The organism is Empedobacter stercoris, assembly GCF_025244765.1.
GTDB lineage: Bacteria > Bacteroidota > Bacteroidia > Flavobacteriales > Weeksellaceae > Empedobacter > Empedobacter stercoris.
The window spans coordinates 497,465-516,576 of record NZ_CP104209.1; the positions used below are offsets into that span (position 1 = coordinate 497,465).

General features: G+C 32.2%; 15 protein-coding genes. 5 read left to right on the forward strand and 10 right to left on the reverse strand.

Annotated features, from left to right (window positions below):
• Window positions 1-43: 43 nt before the first annotated feature.
• Together NZD85_RS02300 and NZD85_RS02305 are read left to right on the forward strand one after the other, a co-directional pair.
• Complete coding sequence (locus NZD85_RS02300; RefSeq protein ID WP_260543167.1) at window positions 44-2,383, forward strand: ATP-dependent helicase; 2,340 nt, start codon at window positions 44-46, stop codon at window positions 2,381-2,383.
• A 231-nt stretch (window positions 2,384-2,614) separates the two neighbouring features.
• A complete protein-coding gene (locus NZD85_RS02305) occupies window positions 2,615-4,084 on the forward strand; it encodes an alanine/glycine:cation symporter family protein (RefSeq protein ID WP_260543168.1) in 1,470 nt (489 codons plus the stop codon).
• Window positions 4,085-4,133: 49 nt separating this feature from the next.
• Here the strand turns inward: NZD85_RS02305 and NZD85_RS02310 are convergent, their stop codons facing one another.
• From NZD85_RS02310 to ffh, 6 genes are all read right to left on the reverse strand, one after another.
• On the reverse strand, window positions 4,134-4,652 hold the full coding sequence (locus NZD85_RS02310) for a YceI family protein (RefSeq protein ID WP_188320206.1): 519 nt from the start codon (window positions 4,650-4,652) through the stop codon (window positions 4,134-4,136).
• A 37-nt stretch (window positions 4,653-4,689) separates the two neighbouring features.
• On the reverse strand, window positions 4,690-5,508 hold the full coding sequence (gene ygiD / locus NZD85_RS02315) for a 4,5-DOPA-extradiol-dioxygenase (RefSeq protein WP_449757793.1): 819 nt from the start codon (window positions 5,506-5,508) through the stop codon (window positions 4,690-4,692).
• Between the two features lie 27 nt (window positions 5,509-5,535).
• Complete coding sequence (locus NZD85_RS02320) at window positions 5,536-6,108, reverse strand: YceI family protein (RefSeq protein WP_171622084.1); 573 nt, start codon at window positions 6,106-6,108, stop codon at window positions 5,536-5,538.
• 209 nt (window positions 6,109-6,317) lie between these two features.
• On the reverse strand, window positions 6,318-6,617 hold the full coding sequence (locus NZD85_RS02325) for a hypothetical protein (protein WP_171622083.1): 300 nt from the start codon (window positions 6,615-6,617) through the stop codon (window positions 6,318-6,320).
• 6 nt (window positions 6,618-6,623) lie between these two features.
• Window positions 6,624-7,385: a type I methionyl aminopeptidase gene (map, locus tag NZD85_RS02330; RefSeq protein WP_171622082.1), complete on the reverse strand. Its 762-nt coding sequence runs from the start codon at window positions 7,383-7,385 to the stop codon at window positions 6,624-6,626.
• Between the two features lie 269 nt (window positions 7,386-7,654).
• Window positions 7,655-9,016: a signal recognition particle protein gene (gene ffh, locus NZD85_RS02335; protein WP_171622081.1), complete on the reverse strand. Its 1,362-nt coding sequence runs from the start codon at window positions 9,014-9,016 to the stop codon at window positions 7,655-7,657.
• Window positions 9,017-9,262: 246 nt separating this feature from the next.
• Between ffh and NZD85_RS02340 the strand changes: the two genes are divergently transcribed.
• The 3 genes from NZD85_RS02340 to NZD85_RS02350 all read left to right on the forward strand — a co-directional run bounded on the left by NZD85_RS02340 (window position 9,263) and on the right by NZD85_RS02350 (window position 10,941).
• Window positions 9,263-9,418, forward strand: a complete 156-nt coding sequence (locus NZD85_RS02340) for a hypothetical protein (RefSeq protein ID WP_260543174.1) — start codon at window positions 9,263-9,265, stop codon at window positions 9,416-9,418.
• Between the two features lie 177 nt (window positions 9,419-9,595).
• Window positions 9,596-10,690 (forward strand): hypothetical protein, encoded by a 1,095-nt coding sequence (locus NZD85_RS02345; RefSeq protein WP_260543176.1) that lies wholly within the window; start codon window positions 9,596-9,598, stop codon window positions 10,688-10,690.
• Entirely contained in the window at window positions 10,678-10,941 is a 264-nt protein-coding gene (locus NZD85_RS02350; RefSeq protein WP_260543177.1) for a hypothetical protein, read from the forward strand. The genes NZD85_RS02345 and NZD85_RS02350 overlap by 13 nt, the downstream gene beginning before the upstream one ends.
• 128 nt (window positions 10,942-11,069) lie before the next feature.
• Here the strand turns inward: NZD85_RS02350 and NZD85_RS02355 are convergent, their stop codons facing one another.
• The 4 genes from NZD85_RS02355 to NZD85_RS02370 are packed head-to-tail and all read right to left on the reverse strand — an operon-like array spanning window position 11,070 to window position 19,094.
• Window positions 11,070-11,831 (reverse strand): LytR/AlgR family response regulator transcription factor, encoded by a 762-nt coding sequence (locus NZD85_RS02355; RefSeq protein ID WP_260543178.1) that lies wholly within the window; start codon window positions 11,829-11,831, stop codon window positions 11,070-11,072.
• A 56-nt stretch (window positions 11,832-11,887) separates the two neighbouring features.
• Window positions 11,888-13,207 carry a RagB/SusD family nutrient uptake outer membrane protein gene (locus NZD85_RS02360; protein WP_260543179.1) on the reverse strand — a complete coding sequence of 440 codons (1,320 nt, stop codon included), beginning with the start codon at window positions 13,205-13,207 and terminating at the stop codon, window positions 11,888-11,890.
• A gap of 13 nt (window positions 13,208-13,220) precedes the next feature.
• Complete coding sequence (locus NZD85_RS02365; RefSeq protein WP_260543181.1) at window positions 13,221-16,562, reverse strand: SusC/RagA family TonB-linked outer membrane protein; 3,342 nt, start codon at window positions 16,560-16,562, stop codon at window positions 13,221-13,223.
• Between the two features lie 9 nt (window positions 16,563-16,571).
• A complete protein-coding gene (locus NZD85_RS02370) occupies window positions 16,572-19,094 on the reverse strand; it encodes a zinc-dependent metalloprotease (RefSeq protein ID WP_260544539.1) in 2,523 nt (840 codons plus the stop codon).
• Window positions 19,095-19,112: the final 18 nt, after the last annotated feature.

The following is a 19,112-nucleotide window of genomic DNA, read 5'->3' on the forward strand; positions in this document are numbered from 1 at the left end:
AATTATTTTATCCTTTACACGACAAAGGTTAACTTTGTACACGATGGAACAAAATTATTTAGAAAAACTAAACGAACCGCAGCGATTAGCTGTAGAAGCAACTGAAGGTCCTGTAATGGTTATTGCAGGTGCAGGTTCTGGAAAAACAAGAGTTTTAACCTATCGAATTGCTCATTTATTAAACAAAGGTGTTGATGCGTTTAATATTTTATCATTAACCTTTACCAATAAGGCAGCACGTGAAATGAAAGAACGTATTGGACAAGTTGTAGGAGAATCAAATGCCAAGTCGCTTTGGATGGGTACTTTTCACTCTGTTTTTGCAAGAATTCTTCGTGTAGAAGCACCATTATTAGGTTATCCATCAGATTTTACAATTTACGATCAACAAGATGCTGTTTCGGTAATGACAAAGATTATTAACGAATTGCATTTAGATAAAGATATTTATAAACCAAAACAAGTTTTAGGACGTATTTCACAATACAAAAATAACTTGATTACGGTAAGAGCATATCACAACAATCAAGCATTAATTGAAGCAGATAACGAAGCAATGCGACCTCGAATGGGTGATATTTACAGAGCGTATGTCGACCGATGTTTCAAATCTGGCGCAATGGATTTTGACGATTTATTGTTGCGTACCAACGAAATTTTGACGCGTTTTCCAGAAGTTTTAGCAAAATATCAAGAACGTTTTAAATATATAATGGTGGATGAGTACCAAGATACTAATCATTCGCAATATTTGATTGTAAAAGCATTAGCATCTCGTTATGAAAACCTATGTGTAGTTGGCGATGACGCTCAATCAATTTATGCTTTCCGTGGTGCTAACATTCGAAATATATTATCCTTTAAATCTGATTATCCAGATGCAAAAATGTATCCGTTGGAACAGAATTATCGCTCTACACAAATGATTGTCGAAGCGGCGAATCAAATTATTAAACAGAATCAAGACCAATTAGAGAAAAACGTTTGGACTGCAAACGAAACTGGAGAAAAAATTGCCATTTATAGAGGTCTTTCAGATGCGGATGAAGCTCGTTTTATTGCAACTCAAATCTGGGAAAGACAAATCAATGAGCATTTTCAGCCGAAAGATTTTGCTATTTTATATCGTACTAATGCGCAATCTCGTGCTTTAGAAGAAGCTTTACGAAAGAAAGGAATTCAGTACCGTGTTTATGGAGGAACTTCTTTCTATCAGCGTAAAGAGATTAAAGATATGGTTGGCTATATGCGACTATTGATCAATCAGAATGATGAAGAAGCTTTATTACGTACAATTAATTATCCTGCAAGAGGTATTGGTCAAACGACGATTTCTAAACTTTTAGTGGCAGCTGATCAACATCAAATGAGTTTATTTTCATTAATTGAAAATATAGCGATGTATGCGCCAACGATTGGTATTAATGCTGGAACATCCAATAAATTAAATGATTTTGTGTTGATGATTAAACGTTTCCAAGTCATGTTAAAATCACATGACGTTTACGAAGTAACAATGGAAATGGCGAAAACAACACAATTATTGAATGCACTAAAAGAAGATTCAACGCCAGAAGGTGTTTCGCGTTTAGAAAACGTTCAAGAATTATTAAACTCTATTCAAGGATATGTTGAAGAACAACAACAATTAGACGAAGGAGATGCGTCATTAGGAGGTTTTTTAGAAAACATTGCTTTAGCAACCGATGCAGATAACGAAGAGGACGATGATAACAAAGTAAATTTGATGACTGTTCACTTAGCAAAAGGTTTAGAATTTCCTGTCGTTTTTATTGCGGGACTAGAAGAAAACCTTTTTCCTTCTATGATGAGTGTGAACACGCGTGCTGAATTGGAAGAAGAACGTCGATTATTTTATGTTGCTTTAACACGAGCGGAGAAAGTTGCATATATGACCTATTCCGTTTCTCGTTTTCGATGGGGAAAAATTATTGATTGTGAACCATCTCGTTTCTTAGAAGAAATTGATGATCGTTTCTTAGAATGGAAAAATTTACATATTTCTGCAAGAGCAAGTAACAATAGTGGTTTATCCGCAGATCTTTTTGGTGACGAACCAACACCTCAACCCTATCAACAAAGAGAAAAATCTGTGGCAAGACAAAATCCACGTGCAAGGGTTGAACCTGCGCAGCCTCGTGCAAATTTCAAACCTGTAAATCAAACTAAAAGTAGCGGGACTTCACCTGCTAACGCACAAGGTCTACAAATTGGACAAGTCGTTGTTCACGATCGTTTTGGGCGTGGAGTCGTAAAAGATTTACAAGGTGAACCTTCGGATATGAAAGCAATTATACATTTTGATAATGCTGGAGAAAAGAAATTGCTTTTAAATTTCGCTAAGCTAAAAGTAATTCGATAAATACATTGATAATGAAAAGACTACAGATTACATGTAGTCTTTTTTATTTGAAAATCAATTATTTAATCAATATTAGTTAAACTAAATATTTAATTGCATTATCTTCAAAATTTAGAATATATTTCTTCGAATTAATAATTTTTTTGAATAAATAAATAGATTAGAGATTATTATTAAGATTTTTTTAGCATTTTAGCATCACAAATAAACACAAGAACAAATTTTTATTCAATGGATGATATTATAAATATCGTAAGTAGCTACGTTTGGTCGTATGCTTTGATTGGGCTTTGCGCATTAACTGGAATTTACTTTTCGATTCGTACAGGTTTTCTACAAATTACTTACTTAAAAGATATGGTGCGTTTACTTTTTAGTGGCAATAAATCAGATAAAGGAATTACACCATTTCAAGCCTTTTCATTAGCTATTTCGGGACGTGTTGGTACAGGAAATATTGTAGGTGTAGCAACAGCAATCGCTATGGGAGGCCCGGGAGCAATCTTTTGGATGTGGTTTATTGCATTTTTAGGAAGTGCTTCTGCTTTTATCGAATCAACTTTAGGACAAGTTTATAAACAAGAAATAGATGGAGAATACCGTGGAGGACCATCTTACTACATCGAAAAAGGATTAGGTATAAAATGGTATGCAATTTTATTTGCTATTATTACGATGGTAAGTTGTGGTATTTTGTTACCTGGAGTGCAATCAAACAGTATTTCTTCTGCTTTAAACAATGCTTTTGATATTCCTGTATTTAACGTTATTGGAATACCTATCAATATTATTGGTATTAGTATTATTGGTTTATTAGCATTAATCATTTTTGGAGGTGTAAAGCGTTTAGGGCAAGCATCCGAATTTATCGTTCCTTTTATGGCTGGTGCTTATATTTTAATGGCTATTGTAATTATTGGGATGAATTTTCATCAAATTCCTTCTGTTCTACGGTTAATTATTTCTTCAGCATTTAATCAAGAATCTCTTTACAGTGGAGTTTTTGGTTCTGCTATAGCTTGGGGAATTAAAAGAGGGATTTATTCAAATGAAGCTGGACAGGGTACTGCTCCTCATGCTGCTGCTGCATCCGAAGTTAATCATCCTGCTCAACAAGGTTTAGTTCAAGCATTCTCTGTTTATATCGATACTTTATTTGTGTGTACAGCCACAGCTTTTATGATCTTATTTACAGGTAAATATAATGTAAGTCATCCCGAAAAAGCGGGCAATTTTATTACGCAAAATATCCCTGGTGTTGATTATACTGGCTTTACGCAAGCTGCTGTTTCAAGTCATTTCCCTACATTTGGAAATAGCTTTGTAGCGATAGCTCTTTTCTTTTTTGCCTTTACTACGATTATGGCGTATTATTATTACGCTGAAACCAATATTATGTATATTTTCAAAAAAGGAAATCGTAAAGTTTATGTATGGATTTTGAGAGTTTGTTTTTTAGGTGCAACATATTATGGAACAATTAAAACAGCTGAAACAGCTTGGGCTATTGGTGATATTGGTGTTGGACTAATGGCTTGGGTAAATATTATTGCAATTTTACTATTGAGCGGTGTTGGACTTAAAGTTTGGAAAGATTACAAAGACAAACGTAAAAAAGGTATTCAAAACCCAGATTTTAATCCATTAGAAATAGGTATTAAAAATGCCACTTTCTGGGAGAATAAAAATAAAACTGAATAAAAAAAAACCACTTAATTAAGTGGCTTTTTTTGCTATTAAAACTTATAGATTATTGGGCTTGAGTAAACTCTAAGTTTACCAATAATTTTACTTTATCAGATACAACTAATCCTCCTGCTTCTGTAACTTGACTCCATCCTAATCCGAAATCTTTACGATTTATTTCTCCTGTAAATTCGAATCCAGCACGAGTTAAACCATAAGGATCTTTGATTACACCTCCAAAATCTGCATCTAACGTAATAGGTTTTTTCTCTCCACGAATTTCTAAAATTCCTTCAATTTTACCATTTTTAATTCCTGAAGTACTTTTAAATTTTAATTCTGGAAATTGATCTGCAGCAAAAAAATCAACTGATTTTAAATGTCCATCACGATCGGCATTTCTTGTATTTATAGAATCAATTTTTGCATCAAATGCAAATTTTGCTTCTGAAAAATCATCGCTGTTGCTTTCTACATCTGCTTCAAAATGATCAAAATTTCCAGTTACTGTAGAAATCACCATATGTTTTACTTTAAATTGAACCTCTGAATGAGACGGATCTAAATTCCATTTTGTCATAATAAATTGTTTTTATTGTTATTTAAATTGTTAAATTTCTTTAACCTATTTTAAAAGATAACATTCCCAATGAACCATAAATTAAATGATCGTTAAAAATTGTTACCTCTTCTTTTTTGTCTTGTAATGCTAATGCGTAGACAGCTGGTAAATAATGCTCCATCGAAGGAATCGCCATATTATAAGCAGTTCCCTTTTGCACGAAATGAAATAATTCATCATGATTACCTGATTGAACAATATTTTTGAAGGTATCGTTTACCTCATAAGCCCAATCATAGCCAGCGGTTGGTTCGTTCCAATTTAAAGTTCTTAAATTATGAACAACATTTCCACTTCCTACAATTAAAACTCCTTTACTTCGCATAGCATCTAACTCTTTTGCTAATTCGTAATGTTCTTTTGGCGTTTTAAAAACATCTAAACTTAGTTCTATCATCGGAACATCCGCATTTGGATACAAAAATTTAATTACACTCCAAGAACCATGATCAAAACCCCATATGTGATCTAAATCGATTGGTGTCGTTTTAATTAAATTTTTAATCTCATTTGCTAATTCAGGACTTCCTGCTGCTGGGTATTGAACGTCGAATAAAGCTTGAGGAAAACCATAAAAATCGTGAATGGTTTTAGGTTGTTGCATAGCAGTCACCTTCGTTCCTTTTGTTTCCCAATGCGCCGAAATACATAAAATAGCATTTGGTTTTGGGATTGTTTTTCCAATATTTCTCCATCCTTCAACAAATATATTTTCTTCGATGGCGTTCATTGGTGAACCATGACCTAAAAATAATACTGGCATTTTTTCTGTTTTACTAAAACATGAAGTAACAGATTTTAACGTATTGAAATTCACGATTTTTATAGTTTATTTTTTTAAAATTTATTTTGCTTTTGGTGTAGCAAATTCAAGATTAGATGTTAATGTAACGACATCACCTACAACAGCTTCTGGAAAGTTTCCTCCCACATTAAAATCACTTCTTTTTACATTACCTTTTACTGTAAATCCGTAAGTTTTAACACCATTATTGTTAATGCTTCCGTTGTACACTAATTTTAAAGCAACTGGTTTTGTAACACCATTCAATGTTAAATCTCCAGTCATTTTAAATTGATTTCCTTTAACGCGTGTAATTCCTTTTGAAGAAAACTCTAATTTAGAATTTTTAGCTGTATTAAAGAAATCGGCTGATTTCAAGTGATTGTCACGCGCTTCGATACCTGTGTTGATCGAATTAACATCAGCAATTACATGAAATTTAGCATCACTTAAATCTTCTTTTGTAAAGTTTAAATGAGCATCAAAATTATTAAATTGTCCTTCTACATCAGATATCGTCATGTGAGATACAGAAAACCCTAATTTTGAATGTGCTTTATCATTTGTATAGTTTTGAGCAAATGCAGAGATTGATGCTGCTGATAACAATAAAGTGAATAATAATTTTTTCATTTTGTCTATTTTTGATCTTTTATTAATTATTGATACTGCAAAGGTAACTTAGGTCACATCCGTATTTCATTGACTTAAGATAAGAAATGAGCTATTTCTTGTTACATTTATAAAACGTCTTTTTAAACAGCATCAATTAATATTCCAATATCACTTGAAAATCAAACCAATACAAAATAAATAAGCACTTCTTTCGAAGTGCTTATGCTTTATTTTACTGGACTAAAATACCAATATGTAGAAGTTTTTTTATTTTCAATTTCCAAATATTCTGGAAAAGCTTGAGGTAATAAATGTAACTCTTCTGACTTTTTAAGATCAGTTAAAATTTGACGCAAAGGATATCCTTTTTTGCGATCATGAGGAAAATATCCTTTTTCAATTAAGAAAGGCATCATGTCTTTTGTTTTAACATGTTCAAGGTTATTTTCTACTAAATAAGCTTGTATATCTTCGCTCATCTTTTTGACCACTTCACGGTCAATTTTAATATATTCGTTTTTCTTCATATAATTTTACCAATTACCATTCATATGTGTCAGAATCATTGGACCTTCAGATGTAACCAAAACAGTATGCTCATGTTGCGCAAACACTCCTGGTGCATTTCCAATCATTGTCCAACCATCAGCTTGTTCTATTGCCTCGTAAGAGTTTTCTGAAATAAACGTTTCTAAAGCAATAACCGAATTTTTACGGAAACGACGTTTATCATCTATATCTCTAAAATTCAATAAATCTAAAGGTTCTTCGTGTAAAGAACGTCCTACACCATGACCTGTCAGATTTTCGATCACATGATAATGATGTTTTTTTGCTTCTTTCTCGATTATACCACCAATATCTGCAATTTTAACGCCAGATTTAACCGCACCAATTGCTTTTTGAAGAGCCGAAATTGAAGCATCTACAATTTTTTGATAACCGTTTACATCCTCACCAACAACAATTGACCCACCGTTATCAGCCCAAAAACCACCTAATTCACCAGAGACATCAATATTGATAACATCTCCATCTTTAAGGATTTTATCTGCTCTTGGAATTCCGTGACAAATTTCTTCATTTACACTTAAGCATGTATAACCAGGAAATTGATAAGTCTCAAAAGGTGCCGATTTACAACCGAATTTCTTCATAATGGTAGCTCCAAAATCGTCTAATTCTTTTGTTGACATTCCAGGTTTTACATAATCTTTCATCTCTTTAAGAGTAACGGCTACAGCTTCGCTGACTTTTTTCATTCCGATTAACTCTTCCTCTGTTTCTATAATCATTGCTTAAATTCTATTGATTTCGAAGTCTGAAATCGATTGCAAATTTACGGGTTATTATTACGAATAATCTGATTTTTTTGATAAAAATTTGTGATATATAGATTTTTTTAAACAAAATTCCTTCAACTCTTAAATGCATTTTTTAATGAAAGATTTTTTTGTTTAAAGTGAGTTAATTAGTATTTTATACTAAAAATGCTCCAAAAAAACATCTTAGTTTGGAGCATTTTACGTTTTCAAACGTTTAAAATATTATAATATATAACTAATTACATTTTTGGCATTCCTGGGAATCCTCCTGCTGGCATATTTTTAGACATTGTTTCCATCATCTTTTTACCATTCGCAGAATTCATAAATTTCATCATTTTTCCCATTTCAGAGAATTGTTTCAACAATTGATTCACTTCTTGTAAGGAAGTCCCCGACCCTGCTGCTATTCTTTTTTTACGAGAGTTATCAATAATCGTTGGATTTTGACGTTCTTTTTTCGTCATTGAATGAATAATCGCTTCAACACCTTTGAATGCGTTATCATCAATCTCTACATCCTTCAATGCTTTTCCAGCACCAGGAATCATTCCAACCAAATCTTTCATATTACCCATACGTTTGATTTGTTGAATTTGTTTCAAGAAATCGTCGAAATCAAAACTGTTTTTAGCAATTTTCTTTTGCAAACGTTTAGCTTCCTCTTCATCGAATTGCTCTTGAGCTCGTTCTACTAACGAAACAACGTCTCCCATTCCAAGAATACGATCCGCCATACGTTCTGGATAGAAAACGTCTAACGCTTCCATCTTTTCACCTGTAGAAATAAATTTAATTGGTTTATCGACAACTGTTCTAATCGTTAAAGCAGCTCCACCACGTGTGTCACCATCTAACTTTGTTAAAACAACACCGTTATAATCCAATACATCATTGAAAGCTTTTGCTGTATTTACAGCATCTTGCCCTGTCATAGAATCTACAACAAATAAAGTCTCTGTAGGATTTACTGTTTGATGTACACGACGAATTTCATCCATCATTTGTTCATCAATTGCTAAACGACCTGCTGTATCGACAATAATTACATTGTTTCCGTTTTGTTTTGCTTGTGCAATTGCGGCCTGTGCAATTTCTACAGGATTTTTATTTTCTAAATCAGCATAGACATCAACACCAATTTGCTCTCCTAAAACTTGAAGTTGATTAATTGCAGCAGGACGATAAACGTCACCAGCAACTAATAATACTTTTTTGTTTTTCTTTGTTTTAAGGAAGTTTGCCAATTTACCAGAAAAAGTTGTTTTACCAGAACCTTGCAAACCTGCAATCAAAATAATCGTAGGGTTATCATCTATATTTAATTCTGTTACCTCTCCTCCCATTAATTTAGCTAATTCGTCATGAACGATTTTAACCATTAATTGTCCTGGATTTAACGAAGTAATTACATTTTCTCCTAATGCTTTTTCTTTTACAACATTCGTAAAATCTTTCGCAACTTTGTAGCTAACGTCAGCATCAACAAGCGCTCTACGCACCTCTTTCACAGTTTCAGCAACGTTAATTTCTGTAATTTGTCCTTTTCCTTTTAAGGTATGTAATGCTTTATCTAATTTATCCTGAAGATTTTGAAACATTTTGAGTCAATTTTAGAACGCAAATATAAAAAAATTATATCGAATAATATAAAATAACACAATACACCATACTTCAATAATATTTTAGTTAAATTGCGCCTTCAAAATTTGGTAGAATGAGAAAAGGTTTAGTCTTATTTTTATTCTTTGTTGCTGAGGTGGTTTTCAGTCAAACAAAGGGTAATCAAACTTATTTTTTTTCCATAGCTTATGGACAAGATAATGAGGTTTATGTAACAGATATTTATGAAGCAGACATTAATAGCAAAAGATGTTTTTGGAAAATTAGCGGATAGATATACAAAGTTTCAGAATCATTTATTAGAAAATGGAGAAATTAATTCGTTAAATGATATACAGACAGGTTATGAAAAAAATTATCAGAAAAAGAACAAGCAATAGTTGAACAAAAGTATTTGCTTTCTACTTTAGAAAAACAGCAGTTTGTAACTAAAGTGATCAATTATAAACTTTATAAAAAAAGCACTTCTTTACGAAGTGTTTTTTTTGTTAATACAAGTTTATATCCTCAAAAATTCAATACTTTTACCCTTTAAATAATAAAATAAAGAAGTCGATATGAACCAAAATACTGAAAGTCCATTCAAAACTTACTTTGATCAAACCCTTGAAAGATGTGGTTTTGATGATGATTTAAAAGCTGGTATGTTATTCTTTTTAGGAGAAAGTATAATTGCTGCAAATACCAATCAATTGATGAATATGTTTGTAGAAGAAGAAAAAATTCAACAAGAATTCCGTCGATTGTTTACATTGTATGCTTCGTCAAGTGCTGAAATCAATCCATTTGAAGCATTAGACATAGAACCGATCAAACAAATTATTTATACATACAACGAAATTTACGTTAACAAAATTAGAAATAAATCATTTGATTTTGAATCAATTATAAACGATAATTTAAAGTCGACATTTAAGTTAGATTTCATTGAAAAATTTGAAGGTAAAACATATAAGTTAATTACGAATCACAATTTAAACACTTCTTTCTTCAAACAAATTGGTGCATATTTAAATCAATTTGAATTAAGTCATGAAGATATTTATTTGGCAGGAATTACATATTATCAAACTCATCAAAAAATAGATTTTGAAGGAATAAATCTTCTTAATCTTAACATTATAGATAGTTTTTCGCCTTTGTATACGACATTATTTCATTATCCTTTGTTGTACACTTATTATCCTGCAAATCTGAATGCAAATCATTTGTTTAGTTCTATTTTACAATTCCTTTATTTGCACACCAATACAGATATTGCAAAACATATTCATGCTTTTCACAATCATATTTTTTATGAAAATAATCCGAGAAGAATTCGTAAAGGATGGGAATTTGAAGAAGTGGAACGTGGCGTTTTGATTTCGCAAACTTTACACAATGCATTGAATATTCGTAAATCTCCTATTTTTACAACTCGACCAGACTTTTTGACTTCTGATAATTATTTGATGAAAGAGTTGAAAGATCAAAATATACCATTAGATAATTTTAAAGCATTGATTTCAAAAACTATTGAAGAATATTACGAAACAAATTTAGACGAAGTAGTTAAAGGAAAATTAAATCATGCTGAGTTTTTACAACTTTTAGCGATTATTTTTTACGAAACTGCTGCAAACGCAATGATTATTAAATCATGGAAAAACTAACAGTCAAGCAAGAAAATAGAATCAAATTAGAAGAACATTTTGGCGAACTTTTGCCTCGATTACCTTTCGAAAACGTTTCATTTTACGAATCGAGTAATTCTTGGGAAGGGCAAATTGAATATAATTTGAATTTAAAAACAGGAGAATTAACCTATCATACAATCGAAAATGTAAAACATCAATTGGAAATTTCTGCTGAAATGATGCAACGTATCGAAAGTGAAATTATCTTGATGTTAGAAAATTTATAAACTAATTTTTAAACTCTTTTTCTCGATACAAAATTCTTACAGAATTTCATTCGAATAGAGTGTTAAAACAAATAGAATAAAAAAGCAAATTTATAAGTCAATTAAAATCTCACAAATGTGAGATTTTTTTATCTATTCATCCAATCCATCCAGCTATTTATCTGTGTTTTACTGATAAAAACAGCTTGTTCTGTTTCTGGTTTTGGTTGAAGATAAATTTCTATTTTTTGACTTGAATGTTTGATAATTTCTGTAATTGCATCAATGTGAACAATAAACTTACGATTGATTTTAAAGAACATTGTTTCATCTAATTTATTTATAATATCCTTTATGGTGTCATCGTAAATATAAGTTTGCTCGTCTTTTGTTTTCATAAAAAGATGTTTTCCTGAAGCAAAAAAATAAGCGATTTCGTGTTCCTCTACCGAACGTAATTTGTTTCCGTTTGTGACCAAAAAACGATGCATAATTTCAGAGGGAGAATTTTCTAAAACTGTTATCGATTTTAAAGTTGGTGCAATATCAAAACTTGTCCTGATTGAATTAAATTTTTGCAAAGCGATATGTAACTCCTCTACTTCAAACGGTTTCAGAATATAATCAATCGTAAAATGCTTGAAAACTTTCATTGCATATTCATCATAAGCTGTGATAAAAATAATTGGTGTAAGCAATTCTACTTCCTGAAAAATCTCAAAACTTTTTCCATCACCCAAATGAATATCCATAAAAATCAGATCAACCGAGTGCTCCTTAAAAAATGTTATTGCTTGTTTTCTAGAACGTAATATTATTATCGACGAAACATCAACAATGGTTTGGTCCTCTAACAAATTTTTCAAATAAGTTACAGCTAATAATTCGTCTTCTACAATTGCAATTCTCATGAATGCAAAAGTATAAAAAAACCGTCTAAATTAGAATAAAGACGGTTTTAAAAATGTTATAAATGAGGATTATTGAGCTTAGCTGCCTGTGGAATTTCTATTGTATAACGAACATCATTTTGCTGTAGAATATATTCTTTATCCGAAATATGATGTATAATTTGTTTTTGATCTGCACGACGTAAATCGTACCAACGTTGACCTTCTAAGGCAAATTCTCTGAATCGTTCATCTAAAATAAACTTCATCAATTCTGTAGAATTCATTGTCGAAATCTCGGTTTGTAATTTTGCAAAACCAGTTGAGGTATAACGATTTTGTAAAACTGAAAACAATGTTGCTTTTGCTTGATCTAAATTATTTAATTTCAAAAATGATTCAGCTTTGATAAAATATAATTCAGCTACACGAAAAGATGTTTTAAATTCTAAATTTCCTCCTTTGATAATTTTATATTTTGAACCATTTTTCTCAAAATATAGCGAGAAGCGTAAATCATTTTCTGTATCATAACTACTTAATAATTCTGGCGATGCATACGACATATACTGAACAGCATTGTGTAAAGTATTATCTAAAGCCAAAATAGATTCGACAGATGTATAATGATTAGGAACTTGTTTTGTTGTGTTCAAATCAACTAACTCACCTTTCATTTTTAGTGTTGCATCAGAAAAATCAATTGCTTTTTGCCATTCATTTTTATACAAAGCGATTCTTGCTTCTAAAGCATTTAAAGCTGCATTCGAAAATCTATAATTTAATCCTGCTAATTGCGAATCCATTTTCATCAACTTAGTTGCTTGGGCTAAATCAGACTGAATGTGATTGTAAACTTCTTGAACAGATGACGGCTTAAGCGTTGCTTCTAAATCAACTTTCAAATTTAAAGGAACGCCTTTATCTGTAGATGCTGTAGCTGCATTATAAGGTTTACCGTATAAATTAACCAAATCAAAATAAGCGTAAGCACGTAACGCATAAGCTTCTGCTAGTAATTGATCTTTTTCAGCTGAATCTTCCATTGTTTTTGGTCCTTCATTAATGATTTGATTGGCATAAAAAATCACTGTATAAAAGCTAACCCAAGGGAACTGGATTGAAATTTGATCTGGATTTGTATCCTTCCATTGCGCAATCTCACGATACGAAATAAAGTCATTTGAATATTCGTTCAATGTAACCTCATCCGTACGCAAAGCTGTCAACGATTTATGCGTAGGATATTTTGAGTAGGCATTCGTTAACACCATACGATAATCTTCTACCGTTTTTGGAATTACTTTCCCATCTGGTTCGATATCCAAATAGTTATCGCAACTAACTGCTGTAAAGCTAACTGCAACTATGCTTAATAATAAAAATATTTTTTTCATTTGATTTTAAAATTTAGAACGAAACATTAACACCTACAGTTACAGATTTTGCAATTGGTTGTGCATAAATATTTCCGTAAGTTTCTGGATCGAAATAACCTTTGTAACCATTACTAAATACAAATAAATTACGACCTTCTAAGCTAAAACGAGCATTTTTGAAACCTACAACTTCAGCGTATTTCTTTGGTAAAGTATAACCAACACGTATACTACTAATTCTTAAATAACTAATTTCTTTTGCCCAAATGTCTAATAAATTATAGGCGTTTGCATTGTTTCCTGCAAACCATTTGTTCGCCATCCAAGCATCATTATCGCCCATAATAGGACTTGTAATTCCTGGAAGTGTAGAACCTGCCTCGAAAATATCTTGCGTATAATTACGACCTGGATCCAATTCCATTCCACGATAAGAAGGTGATCTCATCACCGTTTGTTTTAAATTGAAAGCGGCTGAAACTGTCAAATCAAAATTGTGAATTTTGAAATTATTGATAATCCCTCCAGTAAATTTAGGATCGCGATCTCCGATGTATGTAAACAAATTACGTTTTTCTTCGCTTGTTAATTTTGAATCAACAATTTCTCCTGGTAAAAAGTCTGCATATAAATCGTATAAAGCAAAGAAATCTTTTGCTGAAACTTTTTCATCACCTTTCCAGAACATTGGATTTCCATATTCGTCAAATCCAGCTGTTTTTAAAGCAAAAATTGCATTTACAGGTAAACCTTCACGCGATGGAAGTAAACTATTTTCGCGTTGTTGTTCCTTCAGAACTTTACTTTTATTATGGGCAAAATTAATCGTTGTCGACCATTTGAAGTTTTTCTTATCAATGTTGCGAGTTGTTAAAGCAATTTCAAAACCTTTGTTTGTTAACTCTCCCCAATTCACCATTGTGTACTCAAAACCTGTTTCTAAAGGCGTTTCGCGCATACTAATCATATCTGTTCCTTTACGGTTGTAAACATCAACAGCAAGGTTGATACGATTTTTGAAAAGACCTAAATCTAACCCAACATTTGTATTGGTTGTTTTTTCCCAACGTAACAAATCATTTGGTAAATTAATCGCATTGATAATATCTTCTTTTTCACCTGGTAAAATTGTTGCATCGTTATAATCACCAATAAAAAACGGCGACGTATTACGATCGATATTCCCTTGTAAACCGTAAGAAGCACGTAAACGTAGATTCGAAATAAAATCTATATTCTCCATAAACGATTCTTTTGAAACTAACCAAGAAGCAGAAACTGCCCAAATTGGTAAATATTTGTATTTTTTGTTCACACCAAATAAATTCGTACCATCATAACGAACACTTCCAAAAAGTGTATATTTTCGGTCTAAAGTGTACGAAGCGGTTGCAAATGCTGAAACATATGCATTTTCTTCAGTCGGCATTTCTCTGTACGTTTCGTAACGTTTTTCAGCCGCAAAACTTGAATTTGGGAAAACAATTGGCGTTCCACTTTTCGTCGTTTTGTTGTACCCAAAAGCACGTGTTAAAGTCGTGTCATTTTGAGTGTGACGAATTTCAGTACCAGCCATCAAGTCTATTTCATGACGATTGTTAATTGTGGTATTATATGTACCTTGAAGTTTCCAGTTATATTGAAAAAATTCGTTATCCCAATTTTGTTTAACTCCTCCATCAGGTAAAAAATATAAATACTCACCAGATTTATAATAACGCGTTCCTTCTTTCATTTTACGTGTAAAATAAGTTTCTTGTTCGGCGTATTTTTCTGTTTTGTTACTATCGTACTGAATTCCGAATTGAGATGTTAATTTTAAACCTTTTGCTAATTGATAATTAAGATCTATAATCCCTTTAATCGAACGATTTCTTAACGTATAATTTGTATTCTCCCTCTCTTCGATAAAGTTAAATGGTACCGAACGATCTTCAAATCCATCAATATCGTTGTCATAACGATACGAACCATCTGCATTAAATGGAGATAAATATGGATTCGCATTACGCGAATAATTAATCGGATTTATCGATGCATCTGCATCAGTTACAAAAGATTCTTTATCACTTGATGTCGCAAAAATAGATATCCCTACATCTAGTTTATCGTTTAGTTTATAATTATTTTTTAAGGTAAGATTGTAACGCTCAAAACCTGTTCCGATCGTTGTTCCTTGCTCATCGTAATAACCTAATGAAAAGTAATAATCAGAACGATCATTTCCTCCAGAAACGCTTAAACCATATTGTGTATTAATTGCATTGCGATACAATAATTTCCCCCAATCTGTTGTGTTATTTCGTAAAGAATTAATCTGATTTTGAGTCGTAAGATCTAAAGAACTAAAACCACCATTGCGTAAAGCACCAAGTTGACCATTCTTTTGTAAAATACGCATCACTTCACCTTTGTCTGTTCGATACGTTAAATCGTCTCGACCAGCAAGCATTAATTCTAGATCAACTTTTTGAGATGCATTTAATAAATTTAAACGATCAAAATCTGGACGAGCAGTTACAAATGTATTCGCAGAGAAATTAACCGTCATAGCACCTTTTTTCCCGCGTTTTGTAGTAATCGAAATAACTCCATTTGCAGCTCTTGCACCGTAAATAGCTGTTGCAGCAGCATCTTTAAGAATGGTAATATCTTCGATATCGTTTGGATTTAATCCAGCGATAGAAAAGTTTTGTAATTGATCAATATTATCTTTATCACTAAAATTTGGCACATCATTTCCTTCTAATGGCAAACCATCAATCACCCATAACGGATCTTGAGGACCTGAAAGAGAAGCTGTTCCACGAATTCTAATTTTACTTGGAGATCCAGGTGAACCAGTTTCTGTAGCTACTGCTACACCAGCTATTTGTCCACTTAATAATTGATCAACACTTGCTACACCAGCTTGTTGTATATCATCCATTTTTACAGTTGATATAGCTGATGTTAACTTACGTTTTTCGATTTTTTGGTACCCTGTTACGACAACTTCTTTCAGGTCATTATTCTCAGAAATAAATTCACCAGAAGTTAATTTTAAACTAACATGATACGTCGTTAAATCTGTTGAAAGTTCAATTAATTTAGAATCATAACCTAAATAACTAATTAAAACAGATTTAGTATTTGCAGGAACTTCTAATGAAAAGAAACCTTCTTCATCTGTAACAGTCCCAACTGTTACACTTTCTATAATTCCTTTTTGATCTGTTTTAGTTGAAATTGATTGCGCTTCAATTTTAACAGACGCACCAGCGATTCCAACCAACGATTTTTCGTCTTGAACCGAACCTGTAATCACTCTCTTTTCTTGAGAAAATGCAATACTTGCCGCAAAAAGTGGCAAAAGAATGAGTGTCTTTTTCATGTCTATATCTTACTTTAAAGCCTCTTTAATACGGATGATTAAATCAGCATAATGCGCTTTTGTAGACGCATCTCCATTATTCTTTTTCTTGTTTAACAAAGCTAACACGCGTTGTAATTCTGCTCTTTTATAAGTCGTCACTTCCGACACTCTTTTCATAGAAGAATAGTTGATATTACGTGCCATTTTTTCTTCGTCTAAATAATTACAGATAGTTGGTACTTGTAGGTTTTGGTCAATTGTAAGTCCTACTACAGTTGTTTTCTCAAATAATTTGTTTGTTGAAACAATCAATGCATCAACATAATTTTTTTGAGTCATTCTTTCAAGAATCGTTAAGCTTGATTTTTTATCAAAAGCTGCACTTCTTACTTGATCAAATAAGTTTTCAACGGTATATATTTTTTCGTTTGATTTTAGTTCTTGGTGATTCAATTCATTTTCTAACATACGCAATAAACGATCATCTGTAAATAAATTATAAATCAATCCATATTGCATTTCTCTTGCTAATGTATACGGCGTTTGCTCGTAAGGTCCCATTGGCGAATTTTTGATGGCATATGTTTTCTCTAAAATATCATTGAAGAATAACCACTTTGGTAAGTTAATCACGTTTTCGTTTAGATAATTCACCGCTTTACGTTGCATAGCTGCTGAAACTGGCTCGTATGCTTTTTTATCAATTCCGAAATAAGTATTGTTCAGATAAATTCCACCAACATTTGCTAAAACATGATTTGAATATAAATCCCATTGTCCGATAGTTTGGTAATATAATTTTCCTGTATTGATATAACTTTTTCCATCTTCATACGTCCATTTCAAAATATTTTCTGAAACACGTTTTAGATTTTTCATACCATATTCACTTGCCAAAACAGCATCATTACCTAAATCTTCTGACTGAGAACGTGGATCTATAGTACTTAAATAGCTTTGTTGTTCACCATAAAAATACATGGGATCGTCTTCATGTTTTTCAATCATTTTACGAAGAGCTACTTTTTCAGTTTCTTGATTTGGGAACCAACGATATCCCCATTCGATTGCGTATTTATCATACAATCCAATTTTTGGTGTAATCGCAGTAACGCCGTCTTCTGGTTGTGCTACATAATTATAACGCGCATAATCCATAATAGATGGTGCAGTTCCACCCATTTTATCTGTAAACTCTTTCGATCGTAAAGACTCTACTGGATAAGAAAATGAAGAACCCATATTATGTTTCAGACCAAATGTATGCCCTACTTCATGAGAAGACACAAAACGAATTGCTTCTCCCATGTGTTCGTCACTAAATTTATTTCCTCTTGCTTTTGGATCAATTGGACCAGTTTGAATACGCATCCAATCATGCAAAGAAGTCATTACATTGTGCCACCAAATAATATCAGCCTCTAAAATTTCTCCACTACGCGGATCAACCACTGAAGGACCCATTGCATTTGATTTTGGTGAAGCTGCATACGTAATTACTGAATAACGAACATCATCAATATCAAAATCTTTGTCATCTGCAGTAGGTTCTTTTGCAATAATTGCATTTTTGAAACCTGCTTGCTCAAAAGCAACTTGCCAATCGTGTACACCTGCAATAATTTTTTGGCGCCATTGTTTTGGTGTTGATGGATCGATGTAATAAATGATGGGTTTCTTAGGTTCAACTAATTCGCCTTTCAAGTACTTTTCTCTGTCCTCATCTTTTGGTTCCAAACGCCATTTTGTAATAAAGCGTTGATCTTCCATTTTGTGTTGAGCATCATTAAAAAACCAGTGTTTTTCTGTGAAATAGCCTACACGATTATCAGCTAACCTGGGTTGCATGGGAGTTGTTGAAAGCAAAACAATATTACTCGTCACACCTAAGGTAACGGCTAAATCTACCCCCCCTTCATTCACACTTGTTGTTAATTGAGATTTAACCACAATGTTTTCTGGAAACGTTTTCACATTTTCCACATATGATAGATTTGCCTTTACCGAACCACCTAAACCTATGTTCGTTAATACATCATTAAAACTTTTTTGATTTCCATCAAAAATTTTATTTACTTTAATTGCAACAGCTGTCGAATCGTTATTTTGAGCTTCAATATCAAAAACCTCTATAATAGATTCTGAAAAATTATCTTTTACAGAAGCTGTAATGGCATCATTTTTAGGAGAAGAAACTTGTGGAACTAACGTTTTTACCCAGACTTTTTTTGCTACTTTATCATGATAAAAAGAAATTACCTTATTTTCATAATTCATTCCTTTGTTCAAGCCCGCTTCGTTTACTTCCATCGGAACTTGAGACAATTTATTGACGACTAAAAATTGACGACCAAATAAACTATCTGGAATTTCAAAATAGATGTCAGTCTTAACTTGAATCGTATTGAATAATCCTTTCTTATAGGTTCCTTTCTTTATTAATTCATCGATTTTTTTAACTTTCGTTATAGTCGAATCCTTTTTCTCTATTTTTTCTTTATCCGTTTTTGTATCCTCTTTTTTTTGTCCGTAAACAACAGCTGAAGACATTGCCAAACTTAGATATAG

Coding starts and splice junctions, on each gene's coding strand:
- NZD85_RS02340 (WP_260543174.1), top strand. CDS start 9,263: ATGAAGCAGACATTAATAGCAAAAGATGTTTTTGGAAAATTAGCGGAT.
- NZD85_RS02320 (WP_171622084.1), bottom strand. CDS start 6,108: ATGAAAAAATTATTATTCACTTTATTGTTATCAGCAGCATCAATCTCT.
- NZD85_RS02360 (WP_260543179.1), bottom strand. CDS start 13,207: ATGAAAAAAATATTTTTATTATTAAGCATAGTTGCAGTTAGCTTTACA.
- NZD85_RS02345 (WP_260543176.1), top strand. CDS start 9,596: ATGAACCAAAATACTGAAAGTCCATTCAAAACTTACTTTGATCAAACC.
- NZD85_RS02370 (WP_260544539.1), bottom strand. CDS start 19,094: ATGTCTTCAGCTGTTGTTTACGGACAAAAAAAAGAGGATACAAAAACG.
- NZD85_RS02300 (WP_260543167.1), top strand. CDS start 44: ATGGAACAAAATTATTTAGAAAAACTAAACGAACCGCAGCGATTAGCT.
- NZD85_RS02305 (WP_260543168.1), top strand. CDS start 2,615: ATGGATGATATTATAAATATCGTAAGTAGCTACGTTTGGTCGTATGCT.
- NZD85_RS02350 (WP_260543177.1), top strand. CDS start 10,678: ATGGAAAAACTAACAGTCAAGCAAGAAAATAGAATCAAATTAGAAGAA.
- NZD85_RS02325 (WP_171622083.1), bottom strand. CDS start 6,617: ATGAAGAAAAACGAATATATTAAAATTGACCGTGAAGTGGTCAAAAAG.
- map (WP_171622082.1), bottom strand. CDS start 7,385: ATGATTATAGAAACAGAGGAAGAGTTAATCGGAATGAAAAAAGTCAGC.
- NZD85_RS02355 (WP_260543178.1), bottom strand. CDS start 11,831: ATGAGAATTGCAATTGTAGAAGACGAATTATTAGCTGTAACTTATTTG.
- ffh (WP_171622081.1), bottom strand. CDS start 9,016: ATGTTTCAAAATCTTCAGGATAAATTAGATAAAGCATTACATACCTTA.
- NZD85_RS02365 (WP_260543181.1), bottom strand. CDS start 16,562: ATGAAAAAGACACTCATTCTTTTGCCACTTTTTGCGGCAAGTATTGCA.